This is a genomic window from Streptococcus mitis, assembly GCF_902159415.1.
Classification (GTDB): Bacteria; Bacillota; Bacilli; order Lactobacillales; family Streptococcaceae; genus Streptococcus; species Streptococcus mitis_BG.
Genome location: NZ_CABGJU010000001.1, coordinates 941,736 through 958,729 on the forward strand (window position 1 = coordinate 941,736; position 16,994 = coordinate 958,729).

Genomic DNA, 16,994 nt, shown 5'->3' on the forward strand with positions numbered 1-16,994 from the left:
TATTTCCTTTTGTTAGTCAATCAAGCAAGGGTATGCGAATATCCACTGCCAAACCCTGCTTGGGTGCTGTTAATAGTTGTATACTCCCTGCCATATCTTCCACTCGTTCTTTGATATTCCGTAGTCCATAGCTCAAATCATCTACGTCAGCCGGCTCGAAACCTCTGCCATTGTCCACTACTTTCAACTGTAATTCTGTTTCAGTCTGATAAAGATAAACATCTAGACAGGAAGCTTGGGCATGACGGAGAGTATTACTAATCAGTTCTTGGACAATACGAAAGACATGCTCCTCAATCTTTTTAGGCAATTCGTCTATCTGATATTTAAAACTGACTTTGAGTTCACTTTTTTCTTCCAATTCTTTGAGAAGCAACTGTATCCCCTCAACCAGACTCTTTTGTTCCAGTTCAATAGGACGCAAATGCAAGAGTAGAATACGCAAATCTCTTTGGGCTGTCTCCAAAATAGCTGTTACACTCTGGAGTTGTGTCTGCACCTTCTCTTTCTCTAATCTGGAAGCTTGTTGACTGAGTCCTGATAAAATCATATGGGCAGCAAAAATTTCTTGGCTAACCGTATCATGCAAGTCACGCGCGATTCGCTTGCGCTCCTTTTCAACTATCTCTTCTTCTTTAACTAAAACCTGATTGTCTGCTTTTTGAATGGCTTCTGTCAATAAACCAAGCTTGCCTGATAAATTTCTAAAACTTGCGTCTAAATCAGCATCTCCAAGGCTTTTAATATCTTTACCAGCTAGCAGACGATTAAGATTTGCTTGGATTCTTCTTCTTGAAATTTCGTCAACCATTGTCCAAAACAAGACCAATAAAAAGGCTAGAGCAAGACTAAACATCAAAGCTAGAAATAGGACTTTTTCTGTCTTTTCTAAATCTTGGAAAAGAGAAGTCCATTCCAAATCTAAGACCTTAAAAATGCTTCGAAATAGAAAAGCAACAAAGAGAAATGAGGTGAGACCAATTAAAATATAGGGTTGTTTTTTCATCCTCTCACCACCTCAACATCTCCAACCATAGTTGTCAAAAGAATCTTAACACTCTTGGGACTCTTGAGATAATCTCTGGTTTCTTGATGAAATTGCTCATTACGCAAAGCACGTTTAGGCTGGTCAAAAAAGGTTAAATCTCCGTACAGAGAATTGACGCTTAGACTGACTTCAACATCCACTGGTACGATAATTCTAGTCGTACCAACCAGTTTTCTCAAGATGATGACATTATCATGATTGCTCAAAATCACGTGCTCTAGATGAATGGTATCCTTCCCCATAAGGCGAAAGAGATTGATATCATCAAAACGACAAGTCTGATAACTTGAAAAATGGTGGAGATTTCCAAACCAGCGATTTTTCTCCCTCTTTACCGTCACAACTTCTTCAAAAACCAGATTGGTATCTTCTCTTTCCTGGTTCATCATAGGGTAAAGCAGGAACAGGCTGTATATCAAGGCAACAAGGATGGCTAAAATGACAAAGGGATTGAGCATGATGATAAAGAAAAATAGGATGCTCACCGCCACTAAAATAAAGTTATTTCCCTGTTTTCCAGTATAATATCGAATTAGCAGTAAAAACAAGAGCAAAATCAGTAGAAAACGGGAAAAATGCTCTGATACCATCATAATCAGAGCTCCTGTTAATAAACAAGCTTCAATAAATAGAAAAATTTGAAATTTTCGCATGTATCCGTCCTCTCCATTTAATTGTATCACAAATCCCAAAAGTCACATCAGTCTGAGGAATGATAAAGAGACCGGAACTAAAATCCCGATCTCTTTACATTTGATCTTTTGCTTCTTTCAATTTTCCATATAGGAGATAGTCGACCTCTTGCAAATCCTCAATTTTTTTACAATTAAGGGCACACATGATCAACCGTAGGTCTTCCTTCCAGCTTTCAACAATGGAAATAACGACATCAACAGAGTAATTTTCAACCAGCTCTAACATAGTACGTGATAGACCAACTGCTTTGGCTCCAAACACCAAACATTTGATGATATCTAGTGGATTGCGAACTCCTCCACTCACCAAAAGTTCCATCTTGTCTTTCCAGTTTTGGGCATTCAGAAGAGCCTGCATGGTCGATTGACCCCAGTCATTTAGGTAATCACGCTGTCCACCGCGACGGTTTTCGATATAGGCAAAGCTCGTTCCCCCACGACCAGACAAATCAACTGTTCTTATCCCTATCTCGTATGCCTTAGCAATAGTCTTCACATCCATGCCAAAGCCGACTTCTTTTAAAACAAGTGGCACAGAGATTTGCTCAGCATAATCTTTCAGATTGTGCTGCCATAATCTAAATTGACGTTCACCCTCTGGCATAAGTAATTCCTGCATAACATTAACATGAACTTGCAAGAGGAGAGGATTCATCTCTTTTACTGTTTGTAATCCTAGTTCTACAGGTTTGTCTAAGCCAATATTAGTTCCAAGAAGGAGGTCAGGGTAACTAGTTTTGACTGAAAAAGAGTCATCTGAAGGATCCTTAAGAGCAGCACTGTAAGAACCTGTTACAAATAAAATCCCACAGGCTTCAGCCACCTGAGCCAATTTTTGATTGATTTCTCTCCCCTTGTCACTCCCACCTGTCATAGCATTGATATAAAAGGGGAAATCCCATTTGCGACCAGCAAATTCTGTCGATAGGTCAATTTCCTCTATGTCATATAAAGGTAGCGAAGAATGAATCAATTCAACTTCATCAAAACTATTATATGAACTTTTTTGTTCAAGGGCATAGCGGATGTGTTCATCCTTCCGATTTGTCGTCATGTCCTATCCTTTCTTGATACAAGAGCTCAATTCCTAGATCAGCCCAGCGTTTTTTCAGTAATGTAGTCGAATCTTGGTCAAAGCTAAGGGCAATCCCACAGTCTCCACCACCAGCACCACTACTCTTAGCAACAGCTTTCAAGTCTCTGCTGGTATTTTTGAGTTGTCTGAGCGAAGGTGTGTAAATATCTGAACTCAAGTCTTCTAAGAGCAGGCTAGCTTGTTCTAGTTGCTCAATCACTTTTTCTTCGTGACCAGTCTGCAAAGCTTTCACCAAGTTAGCTACTGTTTCTTTTGAAGCTTGCAAGAAGCTGGCATCCATATGATTCTTGATTTGTTTAACCATGTGACTAGACACAGCTACTTCCTTGGTCCAACCAACTAGAAAGTCAAATTCCAAGCCTGGTTCAACGCTCTCAATCGAAAAGCCCCAATCACGTGCTAATACAGCCTGAAAGTCTTCTTTTTCTAGCCAATCTGCCACTTTCTCACGGTCAAATGACTGATAGAGGACGAGGTCTTCTGATACGATACAGGCAATGTCCCCCATGGATCCGTTGTCCCCACGTTTAAGAAGTACAGCACTCGCCAATTTAAACAAGAGTTCTCTTTTAGCTGGGTTTTCATAAAAAGCTAGCATAGCTTTGATGACCAAAACAACCACACTACCACTAGAACCCAGGCCGAATTTCTTCCCCTCACGCTCCATTTTCCCACGAATCTCTAAAGAAAAAGGCTGCAGCTCAACTCCTTGGGTAGTTAGATACTCCTCCACCAAGGCAACTGTTTCTTGAATCAAGGTATAAGAAGAATCCGGTCGCAAGTCTACACTATAGGAAAACATATCTGAGTAGAGTCGATAATTATTAGAGACTTTAATCTCAGCCGTCATATAGATGGGAATAGCCTTTATTAGCGCCAACTGTCCTGGTTCTAAAATGGCATACTCCCCAGCCCAATAGAGCTTCCCACAAGTTTTAACAATCGTCATCTTGGCTCAAATCCTTTGTTTTTGAAACGATTAAGCGATAGCGTTGACCTAAAAGTTCTGACAAATGTTCCAAGTCCTCTTCCAAGCAAAGAACCTTGACATTCGGGCCCGCATCCATGGTGAAGTAACAAGATTCTCCTTGTTCTCTAAGCTGACGAACAAAATCCATAGCCTCATAACTAGCATCTGTCAGATAAGAGAAGGATGGAGTGGCTGTTTTTGTCGTAGCATGCATAGCCAACGCGTTCTTCTCTGTCAATTCTCCAACTTTCTTAAAGTCATTTTCCTTGAGGTAGACTAACATATCCTTGTAATCTTGTTCGGATTGACGAATCCACTCATCAAAAGTTGTCGAAGTCTCCACGCAGAGCTTCATCCCATCTCGACTGGAGATTGGTTTTTTCTGGTCTTCCAAGACCAACATAATCATAGCTAGTTTCAAGTCAGTTTCAACAGGATAAATCTCTCCACTATCCTTGTCCCAGGCTGCCAAGGGGCCATAAAAACTACGAGATGAAGAACCCGATGCAAACTTAGCTTCCAAGGCCAATTCTCTGCGATTCAGCCCAAGTTGGAAATATGCGTTACAAGCTTTGACCAAGGCAGATAAACCACTGGAACTGGAAGAAAGGCCTGCTGCTGTTGGCATATTGTTCTTAGTATCGATACGAACAAACCCTGCTCCTTCAGGACGGTAGCGGTCAATGATTTTACTCATCTTGGCATGCTCAGCTTCATTTTGCAACTGGTCATTGATGTAAAAGGAATCCGCCTTTGCATCTGATGGTAAAGGAGAAAGTGTCGTCTCCGTATACATATTTTCTAAAGTCAGAGAGATACTGCTAGTCGCAGGAACCATCTCTTTTTCTGCTTTCTTTCCCCAATATTTAATAATAGCAATATTGGCATAGGAACGTACTGTCACAGGCTTTCGATCCATGTCTGAACAGCTCCTTTCTCTTCTAATCTTTCAGCTAAATCTTGAGCTTGGTGATAGTCAGCTACTAAGGCTATGATACAGCCACCTAAACCACCACCACTCATCTTAGCACCTAAAGCTCCATTTTGAAGAGCAGTTTCAACCAAGGCATCAGCCTCAAGGCTACTAACTCCTATTTCTTTTAGATTTCCATGTGCTTTTGTTAAAATCTCTCCCAGTATCACGGCATCTCTTGCCTTTATTGCTTCTTCTGCTTGCTGGGTCAACTCTCCAAGTGCATACAAGAAAGGTAAAGCTTCCTTACCCTTGCTCTCTACAACTTGAATAGCTTCACGAGTGTGTCCATAGACTCCTGTATCTGCAATGACCAGATAAGCCGACAAGTCCATGGCTAGTTCTTCAAAACCAACATTCTTGATAAAACGAATAGGATGGTCACTAAGACAGGTCTTAGCATCCAATCCACTAGGATTCATATGGGCAATCATCTCAGCGCGATTGACCAGAATTTCTAACACATCATGTGGAAGTTCTGCTTGGTAATAATCAAATACCGCGCGAATAGCCGCAATGCTAATGGCTGCCGAAGAACCCATTCCACGTTTTTCTGGAATAGCAGAGTCAATTTGGCAACGGATGTAAGCATCTTTGATATTCAGATACTCGAGAGAAGCATAAACTGCCATGGACAAGGTGTCCTCTTCAAAAAGGCGCCATGGTGTCGTTGCCGGTACAACCCGACAGGTCACTTCAACCTCTAAAAGAGGCAAAGAGATGGCTGGATAGCCATAAACTACTGCATGCTCTCCTATTAAAATAATTTTACTATGTGCCTGACCGACACCAACTTCTCTTGTCATTTAATCCTACTATCAGACGAAAATCGTCTGTTTCTAGATAAAATTTTAGAACTTTATTCCATTCTATTTTATTATATTTTCACAAAAAAAGCGATTGTTTCCTTTCACAATCGCTTATCGTTGAGATAAAAAATTAAACTTATCATTTTCTTAACCTTTAAAAAAGAGGCAATTAATGCTTCAAAAAAGCACTTGCTTATAGGCAAGTGCTCTTCAACTTTAATTGATAAAATATTACTTATTAATCCTGCATGGTATAACCTACACCACGAACTGTTTTGATATAGCTTTTTTGACCTTCCACATCAATTTTACTACGTAGATATCGGATATAAACATCTACAATATTGGTTTCTGCGGCACTTTCATACTTCCAGACACTTTCCAGTAATTGCTCACGAGTCAATACTTTTTTACTACCCATAAGCGTAGCCAGAAGATCATATTCTCGACGTGTGAGAGCAATCAACTCATCTCCACGATAGACTGTATGATTGGCAACATCTATCCTAAGATTTCGATAGCTGGTGGGTATCTTCATTTGACCACAATGTTGGTCGATAAAATCACGGCCACGGAAAATAGCTGAAATTCGCTCTACCAAATTTTCAATAATCACTGGTTTATAAATGTATGAAACTGCAAAGCGTTGAACAACTTCTAACACATCTTGCAAATCTTCTAAGTGATCTAAAACCATGATGACAGATGCAGGTTTTGTTAGACTTAATTTGTCTGCAAATTCCTGCGCTGTCATATCTCCCAGATTAACATTTAATAAAATCAAATCATAATCTGTCTGAAGAGCCATGGAAAGAGCTTTTTGCCCTTTTTCTGCCAGATCAACTCGGTAGTGCTCTTTTTGGAGTTCTAAACTTAAAAAATGAGCTAGACTTTTTTCTTTTTCAAGTAATAAAATCCGTTTCCCCATAGTTTGGCCTACTTATTTTTCGTCGTACCAAGAATAGTGGAAAGTACCTTCTTTATCTTTACGTTGGTATGTGTGAGCACCAAAGTAGTCACGTTGCGCTTGAATCAAGTTTGCTGGAAGATCCGCTGAACGGTAACTATCGAAGTATGTAATAGCTGCTGAGAAAGTAGGTACTGGTACACCAGCTTGAACAGCAAGAGCTACGATATCACGAACAGATTGTTGGTATTTAGCAGTGACATCCAAGAAGTACTCATCCAAAAGAAGGTTAGCCAAATCTGCATCACGGTTGTATGCATCAGTGATCTTTTGCAAGAAACGAGAACGGATGATACAGCCATCGCGCCAGATAGATGCGATGTCTGCAAATGGCAAGTCCCAATTGTTTTCTTTAGAAGCTACACGCAATTGCGCAAAACCTTGTGCGTAAGAGATGATTTTTGAGAAGTAAAGGGCTTGTCGGATCTTTTCAATCAACTCAGCCCTGTCTCCTTCAAATTTGAAAGCAGCTGGTTTTGGAAGCACCTTGCTAGCATGAACACGTTCTTCTTTGTAAGTAGAGATGTAACGCGCAAACACTGACTCAGTGATAAGAGACAATGGCACACCAAGGTCAAGAGCTGATTGGCTAGTCCATTTACCTGTTCCCTTGTTTCCTGCAGCATCCAAGATGTAGTCTACGATTGGACCATCTTGACCTTCGTCGTCTTTGCGTCCAAGGATATCCGCAGTGATTTCGATCAAGTAGCTGTCCAATTCGCCCTTGTTCCACTCAGTAAAGATTTCAGCCATATCTTGAGCTGAGAGGCCAAGCAAGTGTTGCATCAAGTCATAGCTTTCTGCAATCAATTGCATATCACCGTACTCGATACCATTGTGGACCATTTTCACATAGTGACCAGCTCCATCAGGACCGATGTAAGTCACACATGGTTTACCATCTTCTGGTGCTTTTGCAGAGATTTCTTCAAGAACATCTGCTACCAATTCATAAGCTTCTTTTTGTCCACCAGGCATGATAGAAGGACCTTCAAGGGCACCTTTTTCACCACCAGAAACACCTGTACCAATGAAGTTGATACCAGAGTTCGCCAATTCTTCGTTACGACGGATAGTATCTTTGTAGAACGTGTTTCCTCCGTCAATCAAGATATCGCCTTTATCCAAGTGTGGAAGAAGGGCTTGGATGGTTGCGTCTGTACCAGGTCCTGCTTGAACCATGAGCATGATACGACGTGGTTTTTCAATTGAGTTTACGAAGCTTTCGATATCATAGCTTGGCACAAAGTTTTTTTCAGGATGGCAAGCAACAACATCTTCTGTTTTTTCTTTACTACGGTTATAGATAGCAACTGTGTATCCACGAGATTCAATATTAAGGGCAAGGTTACGACCCATTACGGCCATACCAACAACACCAAAGTTTGCTTTTGTCATGTGACTCTCCTATTGTTTGATTTATTTATTTTATCATGTTTCAATTCTAAAAGAAAGAATTTGATAACTAGTCTCCTAGTAGTCAAGGTCGTTAGCGTGACCAGAACCATTTCCTACAAAGTACCCTGTTTTACAGTTAAGAGTAAAGAGATAGGTGCCGTCAGGTCTGTATAGGTTGTAATAGCCATTACCATTAACAATATTAACACGTTCTAGGATATATTGATTCCCAGTAATATAGCCACGTGCTCGTGAAGTAGCAAGGATTTGTTCAAGGACACCATCGTTAAACTCCCAAGCTGGATTACCACTATCACTGATAGCAGATTGGTTAAATGGAACACGGCTCACACTTCTCTGCAAGTTCACACCTTCACTTGACAATCCGCTATTAGCAGCATTATTGCTAGGAGCTGTTTCACGTGCTGGAGTAGTTGAACTACTTTCCGTAGATGGAGTTGATTCAGTTTGACTTGCTGTACTTGCTTCGCTAACTGTTGTAGTTTCTGTGCTTGCTTGTTGACTCTTACCTAAACTAATAGCTTTGTCTAATAGTTTGTCAATTTCTGTATTTCCAGTTTTGACTTCAGTGAATTTAGCGTCAGATTTAACTTTTGCGTTTGTGTCCAAAACTCCATCTGTAATAACTGGTGTTTCAAACTGAGCATTTATATCTTCAATCGCTTTAATTTGAGTTTCAAGGCTGTCATATTTTGATTTTACAAGAGAATATTCTCTTGCTCCTTCAAGTTTCCCTAAGAGATCTTTCAGCTGACTTAATTGGCTAAATTGGCTATTTTTTAAAGCAGTTTTATTTTCGTCAGTATAGAAAGTATCGTATAGAGTGTTGAACTGATCTAAAACAGCTTGGTTGCTTACCAATCCAGTTTTTGAAGACTGAGATTGAATCTCCTGAGATGAGCGTGCGATTTGTTTGTAGATATAGTAGCCACTTCCGAGAATGAGCAAGAATAGACCGGCAAGAATACTCAAAATCACCCATTTCTTTTTATTTTGTGGTTGATCATCTGCTTGAGCAGAACGAGACAAGGGTTGCAGTTGATCTTCATTTCCCTCAGAAACCACTGCAGTTTCGGAGTTAGCAACCTCAGCCATTTCAACAGCTTCCAATTCATTCTTAAAAGGTTGCTCGAGAACTCTCGTTTCCTCTTCTGCTGCTTCTTGAGCAATGATTTCAGTTGTCTCTGCAGCTAGCGCAAGTGCAATTGCTTCCTCATCCGAATTTAATGTATTTTCTGGATCAGTAGTTTCTCTCACTTCCTGGATCATCTCATCCAGGCTTTGTGTAACTTCGTCTTTTTTCGTTTGTAGATTTTCGAACTTGTCGGCTTCGATTTCTTCACGGTGTTGCTTAATATATTTGTCCAAGATGGTATCGTCCGGAGTTACGCCAGCTTCTACCTCTTCTTTTTTACGAATAACTTGACCAACTGTTAAATCTTTTGCCTCTTCAAAATCGAGTTGTGATTCACGATCTGCATTTTTATGGTGATGATGTTTTTTCTTACTCATTTTAATCCCTTTCTGCTGCTACGTCTTGTCTTTTCATGCGTTGCCCAAAATATTGATACAAATCAACCTTAAGAGTACCGTTATATAGTTTCCGTTTTTTATCTGCCTGACTACCATACTTGCTTTCAAAAGCCTCATCACTAGTCAGAATAAATTTACTCCAAGTTTTCAGAGGAGCAAATACCTCTCCCATTTCAGCATAGAGTCTAGTGACTCCAACATCATCGGATAAACGTTCTCCATATGGAGGATTGGAGATAATGACCCCATTAATCTTGTCCGTTCGCAAGTCCTGCACACGCATTTGCTTAAATAAAATATCATTAGATACTCCTGCTGCCTGAGCATTTGCCTTAGCAATCTCAACCATACGTCCATCAATGTCACAACCCATGATATCAAGTTCAATCTCGCGATTGATTTTTTTGCTTGCCTTTGTACGGACTTCCTGAATCAAACGATCACTGACCCAGTTCCATTCTTCAAATGCAAAGGAACGGCGTAATCCTGGCGCTATCTTACGAGCAATCATAGCTGCTTCAATACAGAAAGTACCTGAACCACAGGTTGGATCAATCAGTGGTTTATCAGGATACCAATTGGATAATTGCAAAATCGCCGCTGCCATGTTCTCTTTGATTGGAGCCCCACCTTTTTCAGTACGGTAACCACGTTTGAAAAGACTAGAGCCTGTTGTATCAATCATGACCATCGCTACATCCTTAAGAATTGAAACCTCGATTTTAAACTCTGAACCATTCTCCATCAAGGGAACACCTTCTGGACGAGCGTAATGTTTTTGCAACTTCTTCACAACTGCTTTTTTAGAAATAGCTTGTACACTGGGTTCATTATGAAGTTTTGACTTGACACATTTTGCTTTTGAAATTGGAAAACGCGCTCCAAGTGGAAGATAGTTTTCCCAGTCGAGTGCAAAAACTCCTTGAAAGAGCTCTTCAAAGGTTTTCGCCGGAAATGTTCCAACAATTATCTTAATCCTATCTGCAGCTCTCAGCCATAAATTGGTATCAATAATTGCCTTTACATCTCCTTCAAAGCGAACTCGACCATTTTCAACTTGGCAATCATAGCCTAGTTCTCGTACTTCACGACCCACAACAGCTTCTAAACCTGCTGCTGCAGTCGCAACTAAATTAAATGTTTGTTTCATGTCAGTCTTTAAAGACCTTTCTCTTGTTCACTTTAAAAAATGAGGTTGAGAAACATTTCTCAGCCCCAACCTATATGCAATTTTCTATAAGCCATGTTTTGTTCCAGAAATGACTAGGATCATTTCCTTCGATAATCATCTGTCTACCACTAGCTGTATCTACAGATAGCAGTCAAAGTACTACGTTCGTTTCCGCGTACTCCATGCCCCGACCAAAATTTGGGTTGCTAGCTTGAGGGGTTTACCGCGTTCCACTCTTCCTGTTTCCAAGAAGACTTCGTCACTGTGGCACTTTCAGAGCTACTAAAACATATCCGAAAACTTAGTCTATTCACTCGCCGTAACGATTTCTCGTCCCTAGGCTTATTGTTTCGCCTAGCACAAACACTACAGGCATCACAGCCTGTGCTAGCATGGACTTTCCTCATGGAAATATAGTCTCTCCACGCGATTATCCAAAAATTGCACAACTGGATGATTCTTAAGCTTCTGAATTATCCACTATTTGTTTACCGAAGACCTCTTTTTCAAGACGGTTCAATCGTTTTAAGATATCAAAGTTTGTCATTGAAGTAGTGCTACCCAATTCAAGAGAATCTGATTGCGTTGGCGCCACTTGATTTTTTTTCAACAATTCTTCTTTTAGTTCAGCAATTTCTAAACGTAAAGACTTGACCAAAGCAGCATAAGTTTCATAGTCTTTAATAACATCATCTAAAAATTCATCAACTTCTACCTTGCTATAGCCTCTTACTTCTCTTCCAAAATCCTGTTCAAAAATATCTTTTGCTGTAAAAACAATACTCGACATGTCTCTCTCCATTCTCAGTTACTAGTATTATTATATAAAAAAAGGCAATCAAAAAGCAAGGTCAAAGGCTCATTTTTCGGAAAAATTTTCAGCTATTTCGTTTAATATGTCAAATGTTAATCTTTTTGTAACATATCTGTCTTTCTTGTTCATCAATTCGTAAAAAAACTTGAGTTTCGTTTCGTTTTCTTCATCATAAAAAAGATAGGCGCCATCCGTATTTTCTAACAAAAATAACTGATAATCTCGAAGTTGTCCCTTATGTTCATAATTAGGATATGCATATTTGACAAAATCTACCTGTTTAAATGCAGTAAGTTTGATCTGATTAGCCTCGTTCCAATTTGTGCCATGTGTTTCAAAATCGAAGATAGTTGCGAGCTGAAATCCATAGTCTTCCTTAATTTCCTTAGCTACTTCTAAGACCCATGATTCAAAACCTAGACTTCCAGTAAAAACCAGCCATTTTAGACCTTCCTCAGCAAGTTTTTCTAAATCATTTCGTATAGCTTTTTTGATTATTTTTAATCGAATATCCTTATCATTAAATATTCCTAAATCGAAGGCGGAATAGCCAATTATCAAGGCTGTATGCATTTTTTCATCCTTTCCGAATACTTTTATGGTATAATAGAGTGATGTTATTGTACCAATAAGGAGAACTATGGTCAACTATCCACATAAAGTTTCATCAACTAAGAGACAATTAACCCCATCAAAGACCAAAAATTTTGCAAATCGGGGTATGAGTTTTGAAAAGATGATTAACTCAACGAACGACTATTACTTAACCCATGGAGTGGCCGTAATACACAAAAAACCAACGCCCATCCAAATTGTTCGTGTTGATTACCCTCAGAGAAGTCGAGCAAAAATTGTTGAAGCTTACTTTAGACAAGCATCTACAACTGACTACTCAGGAGTTTATGAAGGATTCTACATCGATTTTGAAGCTAAAGAAACGAGGCAAAAAACTGCCCTCCCTATGAAGAACTTCCATGCTCATCAGATTCAGCATATGGAACAAGTTCTTAAACAAAAAGGGATTTGCTTTGTTTTACTTCATTTCTCTTCTTATCAAGAAACGTATTTATTACCGGCCATTGATCTCATACACTTTTATCAGCAGGATAATGGGAAAAAATCAATGCCGCTTGATTATATTCGAGAGTACGGTTATGCGATTGAACAGCACGCTTTTCCTCAGATTCCCTATCTCGATATCGTCAAACAACATTTACTAGGTGGTAAAACAATATGAACAAACAATTTTTCTTGCGCATAGCTAAGTACTTAGGGATTGGGTTTTTAACAATCTTTCTCACAATAGTACTAATCGGCGGAAGTATCTTCCTCTTTTACGCAGTTCAAGCTCCTGAACTTTCCGAAACCAAGCTAGTTGCAACAACTTCAAGTAAAATTTACGACAGTAAAAATGAACTTGTAGCTGACTTAGGTGCTGAACGTCGAGTAAATGCTCAAAGCAATGAAATCCCTACAGATTTGGTTAATGCGATTGTATCTATAGAGGACCATCGTTTCTTCAACCACAGAGGAATTGACAGCATCCGTATTTTCGGAGCTTTCTTAAGAAATCTTCGCAGCAATGGTCTTCAGGGTGGTTCAACCTTGACTCAACAGTTGATTAAATTAACTTATTTCTCAACTTCAACCGCTGATCAAACTATTGCGCGTAAGGTTCAAGAAGCTTGGCTAGCTATTCAATTGGAAAGAACTGCAACCAAGCAAGAAATTTTAACATACTACATTAATAAAGTCTACATGTCAAACGGTAACTATGGGATGCAAACAGCAGCTCAAAATTACTACGGCAAAGATTTAAAAGACTTGTCCATCCCTCAATTAGCTCTTCTTGCTGGAATGCCTCAAGCACCGAACCAGTACGACCCTTATTCGCACCCTGAAGAAGCACAACAACGTCGAAACCTTGTATTGTCAGAAATGCAACACCAAGGGTATCTCTCATCAGAGCAATACGAGACAGCAATAAATACACCTATCACTGATGGTTTACAAAGTCTTAAAGGAAGCAACACCTATCCTCAGTACTTAGATAATTACCTTAAAGAAGTCATTGAGCAAGTTGAACAAGAAACTGGATATAACCTCTTAACTACAGGTATGGATATCTATACAAACGTCGACCAAGATGTTCAGAAGAAACTATGGGATATTTATAATACTGATGAATACGTTCATTATCCTGATGATGACTTCCAAGCTGCTTCTACTATTGTAGATGTCACTAATGGTAAAGTTATTGCTCAGCTTGGTTCACGCCACCAAGCTAGTAACGTATCATTTGGTCTCAACCAAGCAGTTGAAACCAATCGTGACTGGGGTTCTACAATGAAACCAATCACAGACTATGCTCCAGCACTTGAATATGGAATTTATGATTCTACTGCTTATATGTTGAAGGATGTTCCTTATAATTTCCCAGGTACTAATGATCCTGTCCTCAACTGGGATAGAAGTTACTTTGGAAACATTACTCTCCAATACGCTATTCAACAATCTCGAAATGTTCCAGCCGTTGAAACACTGGAAAAGGTCGGCCTTGATAGAGCTAAAACATTCTTAAATGGTCTTGGTATTGATTATCCAACTATGCTTTACGTTAACGCCATTTCAAGTAATACGACTGAAACAGGTAAGCAGTATGGAGCAAGCAGTGAAAAAATGGCTGCAGCTTATGCCGCATTTGCGAATGGTGGTACTTATTATAAGCCAATGTACATCAATAAAGTAGTATTCAGTGACGGAAGTTCTAAGGAATTCTCCGACCCTGGTACTCGTGCTATGAAAGAAACTACAGCTTATATGATGACCGAGATGATGAAAACAGTACTATATTATGGAACCGGTACTGGTGCTTACATTTCTTGGTTACCTCAAGCGGGTAAAACTGGTACATCAAACTATACTGATGCTGAAATTGAGAATCATATCAAAACCGATCAGTATGTCGCTCCTGATGAAATGTTTGTTGGCTATACACGCAAATACTCAATGGCAGTATGGACTGGTTACACCAATCGTTTGACACCAATTGTTGGTGACGGATTTAGAGTTGCTGGTAGCATCTATCGTTCAATGATGGAATATCTCGCTGAAAATGATCACCCTGGTGATTGGACAATGCCTGAAGGTCTTCATCGAAGTGGTGGATATGTCTTTAAAAATGGCGCTCGCAATAACTGGACGAATCCAACAACCCAACAACCTATAGTGACTGAGGCCCCAATCGTTTCTACAGAAGACACAACTCAAGAAACGACTCATGAAACAACAAGCAATGCAAATAATGCAAACAACGCAATTAATGCAAATACTAACGAGCCAAATATAAATAGAAATCCTCGATAAACCAAATTCTTTTAGAATATAAAAAATGGAGTTAGATAACTAACTCCATTTTTTTATTTTACATGGTTAGCAAGATCTTCTTGCGCTTTTTTATTAGATTCTTCTTTTTCTTTCTTCCATTTATCTTGAGCTTTTTGATATTCATCAGTATTTACTGGTTTATCTTGAAGTTCAAGGTACTTGTACAAGAGGGCTTCACTTGTTCCCTTGTTACCTGAGTAAGCAAACGGAAGAGTATATGGCACCATCTTAGACAACATTGGACGTCCAGTTTGAGAAGTTGTTGGAATAATCAAAGCGCTATCTGTCAACCAAGCTTGGGCAGCGGCATATTTATCATAACGTTTTGAAACATCTGTGACTTCATTGTCAGCTTCAACAACCATCTTTTCGTAATCTTCCAAACCAACTTGTTTGGCAGCTGCGTTGTTTGTACCAGAATCAAATCCTAGATAAGTCTTAGTATTTTCACCTACAGACGGTTTGATGATATCAAGGTAAGTAGATGGGTCAATGTAGTCTGGAGACCATCCAACGTTATCTGAGAGATCCCAATCTTCTCCAGCAGCTGTTTCAGCAAAGTAGGTAACATTAAGAACTTCATCTTTTTGAAGTTGTTGAATGTCAATAACAACATTGTCAGTTCCTAATGTTGCTTCAAGCGATTGTTTCAATGATTGAACACGTTGAACTTTAGTAGTATTAGTCTGGTCGACTGGCATATCCAAGTGGATTGGGAATTGAACACCTTCTGCTTGAAGAGCTGTCTTAGCCTTTGCAAATTCTGCTTTCGCTTTTTCAGGATTGTAAAGACCATCTTGAGCGTCATCTAGATTGACATCTTTCCACTCATCACCATAGGTTACCAATTTTTCTTTAACTAATTCACCAAAGTTTTTACCATCAGCTTGAACAAATGTTGGTGGTACAAACAAATTACGAAGAAGTTTGCTTGCTCCACTTTCTCCATTTACTTGAGAAGCATAAGCAGTTCTATCAAAACCAAAGGCGATGGCTTGACGGAAGTCTTTGTTTAGGAGAGCTTTTTTAGTTGATGTCTTTTGCTCATCTGTAGTCTTAGAAGTGTACTTGTAAGACTGACGGTCAATATTTGTCCCAACTAAGAAAGTAGCAGAATCTTGTGGTGTATAAACGATGTTATCCTTAAACTCTTTTTCAAGTTCAGGATATCCTGCACTTGTTGGGAAGAGACGAGCCATTGAGAAGCCGCCATCCTTAAAGGTGTCTGCAAGTTTGCCTGTATCTTGACCATCCCAGAATGATAGTTTTACTTTATCAATATGAACATTGTCCTTATCCCAGTAGTTTGGATTCTTTTCAAATTCTACTGAAGATTTTGCTACCAATGATTTCAACAAGAAAGGACCGTTGTAAAGAATACTGCTTGGATCAGTTGCTTTGGCAAAGTCACTTCCTTTAGAAGTAAGGAATTCTTCATTGACTGGTGCAAGAATACCCATGGTTGTCTTAGAGTTCCAGAAGCTTTCTGGTTTATTCAAAGTGTATTGAACAGTTTGATCATCAATTGCCTTGATTCCAACTTCTGAGAAGTCTTTTACTTCACCTTTGACATAAGCGTCAAGACCTTTAATGGATTCTTGAACAAGATAAAGGGCTTCTGACTTATTATCAGCTGCATATTTAAGACCTGTTACAAAGTCTTGAGCTTTCACAGGTGCATACTCTTCACCTTCAGAAGTATACCACTTAGCATCTTTACGGATTGTATATGTGTAAGTCAAACCATCTTGAGATACTGACCAGTCTTCTGCCATAGATGGCACGAAGTTCCCGTAACGGTCATTCTCCATCAAACCGTCAACAACATTACTTGTGATATTCGCAACCGCAGCCTTACCTGTTGTCAGATAGTTGAGGCTGTCTGGATCTGTTTCATAAACGTAAGAAAAAGTTTTCTCACCTTTTGCACTAGAGCCTGAACCTGAACAAGCTGCCAAAACACCTGACGCTAACAGAGTCACTCCTGCTAGGGCCATTACTTTTGAAAATTTCATAATAAACTCCTTTATGACTTTTTATACATTATAATCTCTTTTGCGACAACTGTCAATAGAATTGTCTGAATTTTTTTAAAAATACAATTTTTTAAAA

15 protein-coding genes and 1 other RNA gene are annotated in these 16,994 nt (G+C 39.3%); 2 read left to right on the forward strand and 14 right to left on the reverse strand.

The genetic code is table 11. The features are described 5' to 3' along the window. Positions 1-16: 16 nt before the first annotated feature. The 13 genes from FN031_RS04925 to FN031_RS04985 all read right to left on the reverse strand — a co-directional run bounded on the left by FN031_RS04925 (position 17) and on the right by FN031_RS04985 (position 12,068). Positions 17-1,006 carry a sensor histidine kinase gene (locus FN031_RS04925; protein WP_142558131.1) on the reverse strand — a complete coding sequence of 330 codons (990 nt, stop codon included), beginning with the start codon at positions 1,004-1,006 and terminating at the stop codon, positions 17-19. Further along, the gene (liaF, locus tag FN031_RS04930; RefSeq protein ID WP_142558133.1) at positions 1,003-1,701 is read right to left on the reverse strand and encodes a cell wall-active antibiotics response protein LiaF; all 699 of its coding nucleotides are present in this window, start codon (positions 1,699-1,701) and stop codon (positions 1,003-1,005) included. The genes FN031_RS04925 and liaF overlap by 4 nt, the downstream gene beginning before the upstream one ends. Before the next feature lie 94 nt (positions 1,702-1,795). Further along, positions 1,796-2,797 carry a type 2 isopentenyl-diphosphate Delta-isomerase gene (fni, locus tag FN031_RS04935; protein WP_142558135.1) on the reverse strand — a complete coding sequence of 334 codons (1,002 nt, stop codon included), beginning with the start codon at positions 2,795-2,797 and terminating at the stop codon, positions 1,796-1,798. After that, positions 2,775-3,788 carry a phosphomevalonate kinase gene (locus FN031_RS04940; protein WP_142558137.1) on the reverse strand — a complete coding sequence of 338 codons (1,014 nt, stop codon included), beginning with the start codon at positions 3,786-3,788 and terminating at the stop codon, positions 2,775-2,777. Before FN031_RS04940 ends, fni begins: the two co-directional genes overlap by 23 nt. Further along, positions 3,775-4,728 (reverse strand): diphosphomevalonate decarboxylase, encoded by a 954-nt coding sequence (gene mvaD / locus FN031_RS04945; protein WP_142558140.1) that lies wholly within the window; start codon positions 4,726-4,728, stop codon positions 3,775-3,777. Before mvaD ends, FN031_RS04940 begins: the two co-directional genes overlap by 14 nt. Beyond that, positions 4,710-5,588 carry a mevalonate kinase gene (gene mvk, locus FN031_RS04950; RefSeq protein WP_142558142.1) on the reverse strand — a complete coding sequence of 293 codons (879 nt, stop codon included), beginning with the start codon at positions 5,586-5,588 and terminating at the stop codon, positions 4,710-4,712. Before mvk ends, mvaD begins: the two co-directional genes overlap by 19 nt. Before the next feature lie 241 nt (positions 5,589-5,829). Further along, positions 5,830-6,519, reverse strand: coding sequence for a response regulator transcription factor (locus FN031_RS04955; protein ID WP_142558144.1), 690 nt, complete (start codon positions 6,517-6,519; stop codon positions 5,830-5,832). 12 nt (positions 6,520-6,531) lie between these two features. After that, a complete protein-coding gene (gene gndA, locus FN031_RS04960) occupies positions 6,532-7,956 on the reverse strand; it encodes an NADP-dependent phosphogluconate dehydrogenase (RefSeq protein ID WP_142558146.1) in 1,425 nt (474 codons plus the stop codon). A 75-nt stretch (positions 7,957-8,031) separates the two neighbouring features. Then, on the reverse strand, positions 8,032-9,489 hold the full coding sequence (gene mapZ, locus FN031_RS04965; RefSeq protein ID WP_142558148.1) for a cell division site-positioning protein MapZ: 1,458 nt from the start codon (positions 9,487-9,489) through the stop codon (positions 8,032-8,034). 1 nt (position 9,490) lies between these two features. Then, the gene (locus FN031_RS04970) at positions 9,491-10,660 is read right to left on the reverse strand and encodes a THUMP domain-containing class I SAM-dependent RNA methyltransferase (RefSeq protein WP_142558150.1); all 1,170 of its coding nucleotides are present in this window, start codon (positions 10,658-10,660) and stop codon (positions 9,491-9,493) included. A gap of 82 nt (positions 10,661-10,742) precedes the next feature. Beyond that, an RNA gene (gene rnpB / locus FN031_RS04975) (RNase P RNA component class B) lies at positions 10,743-11,123 on the reverse strand. An 18-nt stretch (positions 11,124-11,141) separates the two neighbouring features. Next, on the reverse strand, positions 11,142-11,471 hold the full coding sequence (gene gpsB, locus FN031_RS04980; protein WP_312847906.1) for a cell division regulator GpsB: 330 nt from the start codon (positions 11,469-11,471) through the stop codon (positions 11,142-11,144). A 69-nt stretch (positions 11,472-11,540) separates the two neighbouring features. Continuing rightward, on the reverse strand, positions 11,541-12,068 hold the full coding sequence (locus FN031_RS04985; protein WP_142558154.1) for a DUF1273 domain-containing protein: 528 nt from the start codon (positions 12,066-12,068) through the stop codon (positions 11,541-11,543). A gap of 67 nt (positions 12,069-12,135) precedes the next feature. On the opposite strand from FN031_RS04985, the gene recU reads away from it, so the two are divergent. Both recU and pbp1a read left to right on the forward strand, forming a co-directional pair. Beyond that, positions 12,136-12,732 (forward strand): Holliday junction resolvase RecU, encoded by a 597-nt coding sequence (gene recU / locus FN031_RS04990; protein ID WP_142558157.1) that lies wholly within the window; start codon positions 12,136-12,138, stop codon positions 12,730-12,732. Continuing rightward, the gene (gene pbp1a / locus FN031_RS04995) at positions 12,729-14,861 is read left to right on the forward strand and encodes a penicillin-binding protein PBP1A (protein ID WP_142558159.1); all 2,133 of its coding nucleotides are present in this window, start codon (positions 12,729-12,731) and stop codon (positions 14,859-14,861) included. Before recU ends, pbp1a begins: the two co-directional genes overlap by 4 nt. 53 nt (positions 14,862-14,914) lie before the next feature. On the opposite strand, the gene FN031_RS05000 is transcribed toward pbp1a, so the two are convergent. Beyond that, positions 14,915-16,897: a peptide ABC transporter substrate-binding protein gene (locus FN031_RS05000; protein WP_142558161.1), complete on the reverse strand. Its 1,983-nt coding sequence runs from the start codon at positions 16,895-16,897 to the stop codon at positions 14,915-14,917. Positions 16,898-16,994 lie beyond the last annotated feature (97 nt).

What these genes read in the sequence shown, in the direction of transcription:
- FN031_RS05000 (WP_142558161.1), bottom strand. Translation starts at nt 16,897, where the DNA reads ATGAAATTTTCAAAAGTAATGGCCCTAGCAGGAGTGACTCTGTTAGCG.
- pbp1a (WP_142558159.1), top strand. Translation starts at nt 12,729, where the DNA reads ATGAACAAACAATTTTTCTTGCGCATAGCTAAGTACTTAGGGATTGGG.
- FN031_RS04925 (WP_142558131.1), bottom strand. Translation starts at nt 1,006, where the DNA reads ATGAAAAAACAACCCTATATTTTAATTGGTCTCACCTCATTTCTCTTT.
- FN031_RS04940 (WP_142558137.1), bottom strand. Translation starts at nt 3,788, where the DNA reads ATGACGATTGTTAAAACTTGTGGGAAGCTCTATTGGGCTGGGGAGTAT.
- mvaD (WP_142558140.1), bottom strand. Translation starts at nt 4,728, where the DNA reads ATGGATCGAAAGCCTGTGACAGTACGTTCCTATGCCAATATTGCTATT.
- liaF (WP_142558133.1), bottom strand. Translation starts at nt 1,701, where the DNA reads ATGCGAAAATTTCAAATTTTTCTATTTATTGAAGCTTGTTTATTAACA.
- FN031_RS04970 (WP_142558150.1), bottom strand. Translation starts at nt 10,660, where the DNA reads ATGAAACAAACATTTAATTTAGTTGCGACTGCAGCAGCAGGTTTAGAA.
- mapZ (WP_142558148.1), bottom strand. Translation starts at nt 9,489, where the DNA reads ATGAGTAAGAAAAAACATCATCACCATAAAAATGCAGATCGTGAATCA.
- gpsB (WP_312847906.1), bottom strand. Translation starts at nt 11,471, where the DNA reads ATGTCGAGTATTGTTTTTACAGCAAAAGATATTTTTGAACAGGATTTT.
- mvk (WP_142558142.1), bottom strand. Translation starts at nt 5,588, where the DNA reads ATGACAAGAGAAGTTGGTGTCGGTCAGGCACATAGTAAAATTATTTTA.
- FN031_RS04985 (WP_142558154.1), bottom strand. Translation starts at nt 12,068, where the DNA reads ATGCATACAGCCTTGATAATTGGCTATTCCGCCTTCGATTTAGGAATA.
- gndA (WP_142558146.1), bottom strand. Translation starts at nt 7,956, where the DNA reads ATGACAAAAGCAAACTTTGGTGTTGTTGGTATGGCCGTAATGGGTCGT.
- recU (WP_142558157.1), top strand. Translation starts at nt 12,136, where the DNA reads ATGGTCAACTATCCACATAAAGTTTCATCAACTAAGAGACAATTAACC.
- fni (WP_142558135.1), bottom strand. Translation starts at nt 2,797, where the DNA reads ATGACGACAAATCGGAAGGATGAACACATCCGCTATGCCCTTGAACAA.
- FN031_RS04955 (WP_142558144.1), bottom strand. Translation starts at nt 6,519, where the DNA reads ATGGGGAAACGGATTTTATTACTTGAAAAAGAAAAAAGTCTAGCTCAT.